The organism is Fluviibacterium sp. S390 (assembly GCF_049800695.1).
Taxonomy (GTDB): domain Bacteria; phylum Pseudomonadota; class Alphaproteobacteria; order Rhodobacterales; family Rhodobacteraceae; genus Meridianimarinicoccus.
Genome location: NZ_JBNAFN010000008.1, coordinates 145655 through 154615, shown reverse-complemented (window position 1 = coordinate 154615; position 8961 = coordinate 145655). Strand labels below are relative to the sequence as shown.

Below are 8961 nucleotides of genomic sequence, written 5' to 3'. Positions count from 1 at the left end.
GGTTTTGGGCGCTCAAGAGGTGGGTTCACGACCAAGATCCACCTCCGCGTCAACGCGGCAGGCCTGCCCATGAGAACCGAAATCACGCCGGGCCAGACGTCCGATTACATGGGCTTTGATCTGGTCATGGCTGACAATCTGTCCGAGCCAAGCGTCCTGTTGGCCGACAAGGGCTATGATGCTGACAGCATTCGCAAAACAATGGGCGCGCGGGATGTTTTAACCCAGATCCCGATGCGCAAATCCCGCAAAATGCGCGTCGGCGTGGATCACTCTCTGTATTCCCTACGCAACCTGGTCGAGCGATGCTTCAACAAGCTCAAGAATGCCCGCCGCGTCGCCACACGCTACGACAAAACGGCTGAGAGCTTCCTCGGTTTCATAGACATCACGTCAATCCGCCTCTGGGTCCGCCTTTTGTCAACATGACCTAGTGCGAGGGCCAGAAAGAGGGCGCACCACAGGGCCACCAACGGAAGTGTCATCGCCTTGGGCAAAGTGGCGAGCTGCAGTTCCTTTCGTGTTGTTTCCGGCAAGCCGAGCGTGGCGAAGAACCGCGCGACGGCTAGGACGAAACGCGCGCAAAGGACAAGTGCGCCGAAGAGAACCACAAGTAGGAGGGGGCCGCGCCACGCCCAAGGAACGACGATCTGAATGCCGGCGCCGGTTGTTTGAATGAACGTGTCCAATGGCTGTCCTGAAATCTGGGGGCGTGATCAAATTGCTCCCATGGTAAATGACTCAAACTTGATCTGTTAAGCCTGAATTAGCCCTGCACGCCTAAGGCTGGTGCCGAAGACCAGTTTCTGACGCAGAAAGGCACAGGCGTGACGATTTCCTCTTCTTTGAATGCCGGGGTCATGGGCCTGTCGGCCAATGCCAGCAAGCTGGCCGTGATCTCGGACAATATCGCCAATGCCGGGACCTATGGCTACAAGCGGTCGGTGGCGGATTTCCATTCGATGGTGATCGGCAGTTCCGACAACGCCTATTCGGCGGGCGGGGTGCGGATGACGCATCAGCGGCTGGTGGACGAACGTGGGGCGCTGATCGGCACCAGCAATTCCACCGATATCGCGGTGCGCGGGCGCGGCTTCTTCCCGGTCACCGACGCGGCGTCGGTCAATGTCTCCAACGGCGATCTGCCGATGATGCTGCAGACCACCGGCTCCTTCCGCACCGACGAGGAAGGCTATCTGAAAAGCCAGACCGGGCAGGTGCTGATGGGCTGGCCGGCGCTGGCCGATGGCACCATCCCCAACTATCCGCGCGACACCGTCGACGGGCTGGAGCCGGTGCAGATCAACATCAACCAGTTCGCCGGAGAGCCGACAACGCGGATGACGCTGGGCGTGAACCTGCCCGCGACCTCGACCAAGCCCGGCGCGGCGGGCGATACCGAGATCCTGTCGGTGGAGTATTTCGACAACCTCGGCACCTCGGAAAACCTGAACGTGACCTTCACGCCGGTGGTGCCGGCGGCGGGCTCGACCGTGGCCACCAACACCTGGACGCTGGAATTGCGCGACACCGGGTCGAACGGGGCGGTGATCGGCGAATACCAGATGACCTTCCACGACACCCGGACCGGCGGTGGCACCCTGGCTTCGGTCACAGCGATCTCGGGCGGGGCCTACAACCCGGCCACAGGCGAGGTCTCGGTGAATGTGGCCAGCGGGCCGCTGGACATCAACATCGGCCAGCTGAACAACCCTGACGGCATCACCCAGCTTTCCGACAGTTTCGCACCGGTGGCGATCACCAAGGATGGCTCGCCCGTGGGCAACATCATCGAGATCGACATCGACGCCAACGGCATGGTCAACGCGCTGTATGACATCGGGATTTCGCGCACCGTCTATCAGATCCCGCTGGTGGACATGCCAAATCCCAACGGGCTGATCGCGCTGGACAACCAGTCCTACGCCATTTCGAACGAAAGCGGGTCGTACTTCCTGTGGGATGCGGGCGACGGGCCGACCGGGGACATCGTGAACTACGCCCGCGAGGAATCGACCACCGATGTGGCCTCGGAACTGACCGAGCTGATCCAGACCCAGCGCGCCTATACCTCGAACGCCAAGGTCATCCAGACCGTGGACGAGATGCTGCAGGAAACCACCAACATCAAGCGCTGAGGCGCGGAAAGGACTGAGCGATGAGCATTTCCGGTGCCCTGGCCAATGCCCTGTCCGGGCTGAGCGCCGCCAGCCGATCGGCCAGCGTGGTGTCCGACAACCTCGCCAACGCCCTGACCGAAGGCTTCGGGCGCCGCGAGGTCGAACTGGGCGCGCGCGCCTCGGGCGCGGGCGGCGGCGTGCAGATCGTGTCGGTCGACCGGGTGCGCACCCTGACCCTGCTGACCGACCAGCGCGCCGCCTCGGCCGATCAGGCCGGCGCCGAGACCCGCAGCGCCTTTCTGGCTCGCGTCCAGGATCTGCAGGGGGAACCCGGATCGGGAACCGCGCTGACCGATCTGGTCAGCGGCGTCGAAACCGCGCTGGTGGCGGCGGTGGCGCGTCCTGATCAATCGGCCCGGCAGACCCAGGTTGTGGATGCGCTGTCGCTGCTGGTGGACCGGATTGCCCAGGTGTCCGACGGCATTCAGGCTGAGCGCGCCCGCGCTGACGACGGGATCGGACAGGCGGTGGCGCAACTGGAAACGGATCTGGCGCAGATCGCGCAACTGAACACCGACATCCGCAAGGCAACCATGCGTGGCGATGCGGCCAACGCCCTGAAGGACACGCGGCAGCGACTGGTTGACCGGGTCTCGGAACTGGTCCCGGTGCGCGAGGTGGATCGCGGCCACGGCATGATCGCGCTGATGAGCGAGGGCGGCCTATTGCTGGATGGCACGGCGCCGTCCTTCGACTTCCAGGCGACCCCGGTGATCACGCCGCATCACGCTTCTGGTGCCGGGCTGCTGTCGGGCATCCAGGTCAACGGACAGCCCGTCGACCTGACCCGCGACAAGCATCTGCTGTCGGGCGGGCGGCTGGCGGCCCTGGTGGCGGTGCGTGACGATCTTTCGGTGACTGCACAGGCGCAACTGGATGGGTTTGCCCGCGATCTGCTGGACCGGGTTTCGGCCAGCGGGGTGGATCCCTCGGTTGCGGCGGGCGCGCCCGGGCTGTTGACCGACGGAGGCGGGTCCTTTCTGACGACCAATGAGACCGGGTTGTCGCAGCGGCTGGCCCTGAACGCCGCCGTCGACCCGGCGCAGGGCGGGCAGGTCTGGCGCCTGCGCGACGGGTTGGGCGCCGCCGCGCCGGGTGCAGTCGGGGATGCGGCCGGTTTGGCGCGCTTGCGCGATGCGCTGGCGGCCTCCCAATCCCCGGCCTCTCCGGTGCTGTCGGGGGCCAGCCGCACCGCCGCTGGTCAGGCCGCCGATCTTTACACGGCACTGGGCACGGCACGGCTGTCACAGGATACCGCCCTGGCCCATGCCACCGCCCGCCAAAACGGGCTGAGCGCGGCACTGCAAGCCGAGGGCGTCGACAGCGATCGCGAGATGCAGAAGCTGCTGCTGATCGAACAGGCCTATGCCGCCAATGCGCGGGTGATTTCGGCCGCCCAGGGCATGCTCGACACCCTATTGGAGATCTGAGCGATGATGACAACCAACCTTGGCGACCTTTCCCGCGCCTTCCTGCTGCGGCGCCAGACCACCACGGTGAAGGCGGATCTGAACCAGCTTTCGGCAGAGCTTGGCTCGGGCCGGCTGTCCGATCTGCAAACCCGTCTGGACGGCAATTTCGGCGCTTTGGCGGGGATCGAACACGGGCTGCAACTGAACACGGGCTATGCCGCCAGCAACCGCGATGCCGGGCAATTCGCGGCGGCCCAGCAACTGGCGCTGACCGGGGTTCTGGACACTGTCACGCGCGCCGGTGCCGACTATCTGAACGTGGCCTCCACCGGAGAGGCGACGCAGCGCAACACAATCTACGCTCAGGCCGCGGACCAGCTTGACCAGCTTCTGGCGCGGCTGAACACCAGCTATGGCGACCGCAGCCTGTTTGCCGGTGTGGCCACCGATGCGCCCGCGGTGGCAGATGCCGCGACCCTTCTGGCGGGCCTGTCTACCGCGCTGAGCGGGCAGACCACCGCCGCCGGGGTGCAAACCGCGGCGGACGCGTGGTTCGACACCCCCGGCGGCGGCTTTGAAACCACCGTTTACCAGGGTGCCACCACCGATCTTGCCCCCTTCGACATCGGCGAAAACGCGCAGGTGGCGCTGACCACCCGCGCCGATGCCCAACCCCTGCGCGAGGTGCTCAAGCAGGTGGCGGTGACGGCGCTGATGGGGCAGGGGCTTCTGGCGGGGAATGTGGCCGAACAGAAGCGCCTGCTGGCCGACGCCGGGGCCGGGCTAATGAACAGCGCCGATGAGGTCACCGCGTTGAAGGCCGGCATCGGCTATGACGAGGAACGGATTGATACCGCGCGGATCCGGTCCGACAGCCAGGCGGCGGCGCTGCGCATGGCGCAGAACGCACTGGTCCAGGCCGATCCCTTCGAGACGGCGCTGCGGCTCAGCGAGGTCGAGGCCCAGCTGGAGACGATCTATACGGTCACCGCGCGCCTGTCCGGGCTGTCGCTCGTGTCGGTGTTGCGATGATCCGGGCGGGTCTGATCCTGATCTGGATCCTGCTGGCCGGAGCCCTTCAGGCGGGCGAAATCCGGCTGAAGGATCTGGTGGAATTCGACGGGGTGCGCGGCAACGACCTGGTGGGCTATGGCCTGGTGGTCGGGCTGAACGGCACCGGCGACGGCTTGCGCAACTCGCCCTTCACCGAAGAGATCATGGCCAACATCCTGGAACGGCTGGGCGTCAACGTGGCCGGAGAGCAGTTTCGGCCCAAGAACGTGGCCTCGGTCTTCGTGACCGCCACCTTGCCGCCGTTCTCGCGGGTCGGTTCGCAGATCGACATCACCGTCTCGGCCATTGGCGATGCGAAAAGCCTGCTGGGCGGGACGCTGGTGATGACGCCCCTGAACGCGGCGGATGGCCAGATCTACGCGGTGGCGCAGGGCACGGTGATCGCCGGGGGCGCCTCGGTCGAGGGCGAGGCCGCGACGGTGATCCAGGGCGTGCCGACCTCGGGCGTGATCCCGTCAGGCGCGCGGGTGGAACGGGAGGTGGAGTTCGATTTCTCGACCCTGTCGTCGCTGCGGCTGGCCCTGCGCACACCAGATTTCACCACCGCGCTGCTGATCGAGCAGGTCATCAACCGCCGCTTCGACCGGGGCGTGGCCGAGGCGATGGACGCAGGCACCGTAAGGCTGAACCTCGATGCCACGCGGGCCGGATCCCCGGCGCGGGCCATGGCGCAGATCGAAAACCTGCGGGTCGTGCCCCAGCGCCGCGCCCGCGTGGTCGTTGACCAGCGGTCGGGCACGATCGTCATGGGCGATGAAGTGCGCATCAGCCGCGTGGCCGTATCGCAGGGCAACCTGACGCTGAAAGTGCAGGAAACCCCGCTGGTGTCGCAGCCCAACCCGTTTTCCGACGGCGAAACCATCGTCGTGCCACGCACCGATGTCGCGATCGAGGAAGAGCCCGGCACCGGGCTGGCCGAAGTGCCGGACGGGACCACCCTGTCCGAGGTCATCGCCGGTCTGAACGCGCTGGGGGTCTCGCCGCGCGACATGATCGACATCCTGAAAAGCATCAAGGCGGCCGGGGCGCTGCATGCGGAATTCGTGGTGCGCTAGACGGCGGCCGGCGATTGCGGCGCGAACCGCGTGGGCGATCCCGGCCGGGCGTGGCTCAGGCGTCTGCCAGAACCGCGCCGGCCAGGTAGAGCGAGCCGCAGATCAGCACGCGGGCCTGCGGAGAGGTGGCGGCGATCCGGGCACAGGCGTCGGCGACATCGCGCGCGGGCGCGGCGGCCAACCCGGCTTGTTGTGCGGCGTGGGTGGTTTCCTCGGCGCTCAGGGTGGCTTCGGCACCGGGAATTGATACCGCCTGCACGCCCGTCACCTGGGTTGCCAGCGGACGCAGATAGCCACTGGCATCCTTGGTCCGCAGCATGCCGCAGATCAGGTGGGTTTCCCGGTCGGGCAGGCTGGCCAGATGGCGCGACAACGCTGCGCCCGCCGCGGCGTTGTGGCCGCCGTCGAGCCAAAGCTCGGCCTGCGGCAACAGCGTGTTCCACGAGGTGCCGGTCAGCCGCTGCATCCGGGCGGGCCAGTCGGGGCCGGTCATGGCGGCCTCCAACGCGGCCTCGCCAAACCCCAGGTGCCGCAACCCGGCCAGCGCGGCCCCGGCATTGGCGATCTGATGCGCGCCGGGCAGGGCCGGCAGCGGCAGGTCGCACAGCCCAGTTTCATCCTGGAAGACCAGGCGGCCACGTTCTTCCCAGACATGCCAGTGCTGGCCATGCACCAGCAGCGGCGCGCCGACGCGGGCGGCCCGGGCCTCGATCACCTCCAGCGCTTCGTCGGGCTGGGGTCCGACCACGCAGGGCACGCCGCGCTGCAGGATCCCGGCTTTTTCAAAGGCGATCTTGGCCAGTGTGTCGCCCAGAAACTGTTCGTGGTCCACCGACACCGGCGTGATCACGCAGAGCGCAGGTTTTTCGATCACGTTGGTGGCATCCAGCCGCCCGCCCAGCCCCACTTCCAGCAGGGTCCAGTCCGCGGGCGTGCGGGCAAAGGCCAGCAGGGCGGCCACGGTGGTGATCTCGAAATAGGTGATCGGGTCGGGGCCGTTACGCTCCAGACATTCGTCCAGCACCGCCGACAGCGCGGGTTCCGAAATCAGCTGTCCGGCCAGCCGCACCCGTTCGTGAAACCGCACCAGATGCGGCGAGGTATAGGCGTGGCAGCTTTGCCCGGCGCCCTCCAACCCGGCGCGCAGCATCGCCAGGGTCGAGCCCTTGCCGTTGGTCCCGGCGATGTGGATCACCGGCGGCAGCCGAGTCTCGGGGTGGTCCAGCCGCGCCAGCAGCCGCCAGACCCGGTCCAGCGTCAGGTCGATGATCTTGGGGTGCAGCGACATCATCCGATCCAGAAGGATGTCGGAGCCAACAGCCGTCACGGCTTGGATCCGGCCTTTGCGGCCTTGGCGACCTTCTTGTCGGCCGATCCCGGCGGCGGCAGTTCGCCCTTGATGGCGGGCGACTTGCGCAGCAGCAACCGCAGGATGGTGATCAGTTCCTCGCGCATGTCCTTGCGCGGGATCACCCGGTCCAGCATCCCGTGTTCCAGCAGGTATTCGGCGCGCTGGAAGCCTTCGGGCAGCTTTTCGCGGATGGTCTGTTCGATCACGCGCGGCCCGGCAAAGCAGATCAGCGCGTCGGGTTCGGCGATCTGGATGTCGCCCAACATGGCATAACTGGCGGTCACCCCGCCGGTCGTCGGGTTGGTGAGCACCACGATGTAGGGCAGCCGGGCCTCGCGCAGCATCTGGACTGCCACGGTCGAGCGCGGCATCTGCATCAGCGACAGGATGCCTTCCTGCATCCGTGCGCCCCCGGCAGCGGCAAAGACGATGAAGGGCAGGCCGCGTTCCACCGCCCGCTCGGCCCCGGCGATCAGCGCGTTGCCCACATGCATTCCCATGGAGCCGCCCATGAAGTCGAAGTTCTGCACCGCGACCACGGCGCCGGTGCGCCCCATCTCGCCTTCGGCCACCAGCATGGCCTCGGATTCGCCGGTCTTCTTCTGGGCGGCCTTCATGCGCTCGGGATATTTCTTCTGGTCGCGGAATTGCAGCGGGTCGGGCACCGGCGCGGGCACCGGAACCTCGACATAGGCGCCGCCGTCGAACAGCGAGAACAGCCGGTCGCGCGGACCAAGCGCCATGTGATGCCCGCAATTGGTGCAGACGTTCAGGCTTTCCACGAGTTCGCGGTGAAACAGCATGGTGCCGCAGCCGGGACATTTGGTCCACAGGTTCTCGGGCACCTCGCGCCGCGAGAAGAGCGAATTGATTGTCGGACGGACGTAATTCGAGATCCAGTTCATGGCCGGGCCTTTTTCCATGTTTGGGCCGAGATAAGACCCTGCAGGCGGAATTGCAATCAGCGCGGCAATATCCGGCGCAGGATCAGCCAGCTCAGCACCAGGGGAATCAGGTCGGTGAGGGTGCCTATCGGCGACCAGCCAAGGTCCTGAACCGTATAGGGCGTCACCCGCAGGCCCAGGCCGGTGATGGTGCCTGGCGTGGCCAGCAAGGCGATGGCGGCGGTGTTGTTGACGAAATGCAGCCCCCAGGCCGCGCCGATGCTGCCGGTGCGCGCGGTCAGATCGGCGGCCAGCAGGCCGAAGATCACCGCCGCGATTACCGCAGCAAGCGCGCCATCGCCCATCCGCGCCGGATCGTGATGCAGCGCCCCGAAGACCAGCGCCGGAAGCCCCGCCCAGATCAGCGGCCGGGCAAAGCGCACCGCCAGCTGGCCTTGCAGATAGCCGCGAAACACCAGTTCCTCGGCGAAGGTTTGCAGCGCGATGGCCGCCAGTGTCAGCGGCAGCAGCCGTGCCCACAGGCCCGGCGGCAGGTTTGGCTGGCTGTCCTGCGCCAGATGCCACAGCCCCAGCGCCGGGGTATAAACTGCCAGCCCCACCAGCCCCGCGATCCCGGCATGGCGCAGCAGCACCCCGCCCGGCCCGGTCAGCGAGCGCAGCGGCCGGCGATGCATCAGCCGCGCCGCCAGTGCCGCGCCCAGGGCCATCGGCGCAAAGCTGGCCAGCAGGATCAGCGCCGTCGCCGGGGTCGAGGCCACGGCGAGTTTCGCCAGCAGCATCTCGGCCCGGTCCCAGCCCGCGCTCAGCCCGTAGGCGGCCCAAATCGCGGCGTTCAGCCCCAGATAGACCACCGCCAACAGCAGCAGCCCCGGCGCCAGCCGCCACAGGGCAGGCCGGGCGCGGGCGGGGGCGATCATTGCGGCAAAGCGCGGGGGCAGGGGGCGGGCAGGCATCGGGCGATCCTTTTCGGATCGGTATAGCCCG

At 67.0% G+C, this 8961-nt stretch carries 8 protein-coding genes; 5 read left to right on the top strand and 3 right to left on the bottom strand.

Annotated elements, in window-relative coordinates; genetic code table 11:
* The 5 genes from ACP15K_RS09030 to ACP15K_RS09010 all read left to right on the top strand — a co-directional run.
* Positions 1-429 (top strand): IS5 family transposase (locus tag ACP15K_RS09030; RefSeq protein WP_424990092.1); only part of this gene is annotated, 429 nt, incomplete at its 5' end.
* Between the two features lie 398 nt (positions 430-827).
* Complete coding sequence (locus tag ACP15K_RS09025; RefSeq protein ID WP_193140064.1) at positions 828-2138, top strand: flagellar hook protein FlgE; 1311 nt, start codon at positions 828-830, stop codon at positions 2136-2138.
* 20 nt (positions 2139-2158) lie between these two features.
* Positions 2159-3610: a flagellar hook-associated protein FlgK gene (gene flgK, locus ACP15K_RS09020; RefSeq protein ID WP_193140062.1), complete on the top strand. Its 1452-nt coding sequence runs from the start codon at positions 2159-2161 to the stop codon at positions 3608-3610.
* 3 nt (positions 3611-3613) lie between these two features.
* Entirely contained in the window at positions 3614-4624 is a 1011-nt protein-coding gene (locus ACP15K_RS09015; RefSeq protein WP_193140060.1) for a flagellin, read from the top strand.
* Positions 4621-5721 (top strand): flagellar basal body P-ring protein FlgI, encoded by a 1101-nt coding sequence (locus tag ACP15K_RS09010; RefSeq protein WP_193140058.1) that lies wholly within the window; start codon positions 4621-4623, stop codon positions 5719-5721. The genes ACP15K_RS09015 and ACP15K_RS09010 overlap by 4 nt, the downstream gene beginning before the upstream one ends.
* Before the next feature lie 55 nt (positions 5722-5776).
* Here ACP15K_RS09010 and ACP15K_RS09005 read toward each other — a convergent pair whose 3' ends face one another.
* The 3 genes from ACP15K_RS09005 to ACP15K_RS08995 are packed head-to-tail and all read right to left on the bottom strand — an operon-like array spanning position 5777 to position 8930.
* A complete protein-coding gene (locus ACP15K_RS09005) occupies positions 5777-7048 on the bottom strand; it encodes a bifunctional folylpolyglutamate synthase/dihydrofolate synthase (protein ID WP_424990333.1) in 1272 nt (423 codons plus the stop codon).
* Positions 7045-7977, bottom strand: coding sequence for an acetyl-CoA carboxylase, carboxyltransferase subunit beta (gene accD / locus ACP15K_RS09000; protein WP_193140054.1), 933 nt, complete (start codon positions 7975-7977; stop codon positions 7045-7047). Before accD ends, ACP15K_RS09005 begins: the two co-directional genes overlap by 4 nt.
* A 56-nt stretch (positions 7978-8033) precedes the next feature.
* Positions 8034-8930, bottom strand: coding sequence for a lysostaphin resistance A-like protein (locus ACP15K_RS08995; protein ID WP_424990332.1), 897 nt, complete (start codon positions 8928-8930; stop codon positions 8034-8036).
* Positions 8931-8961: the final 31 nt, after the last annotated feature.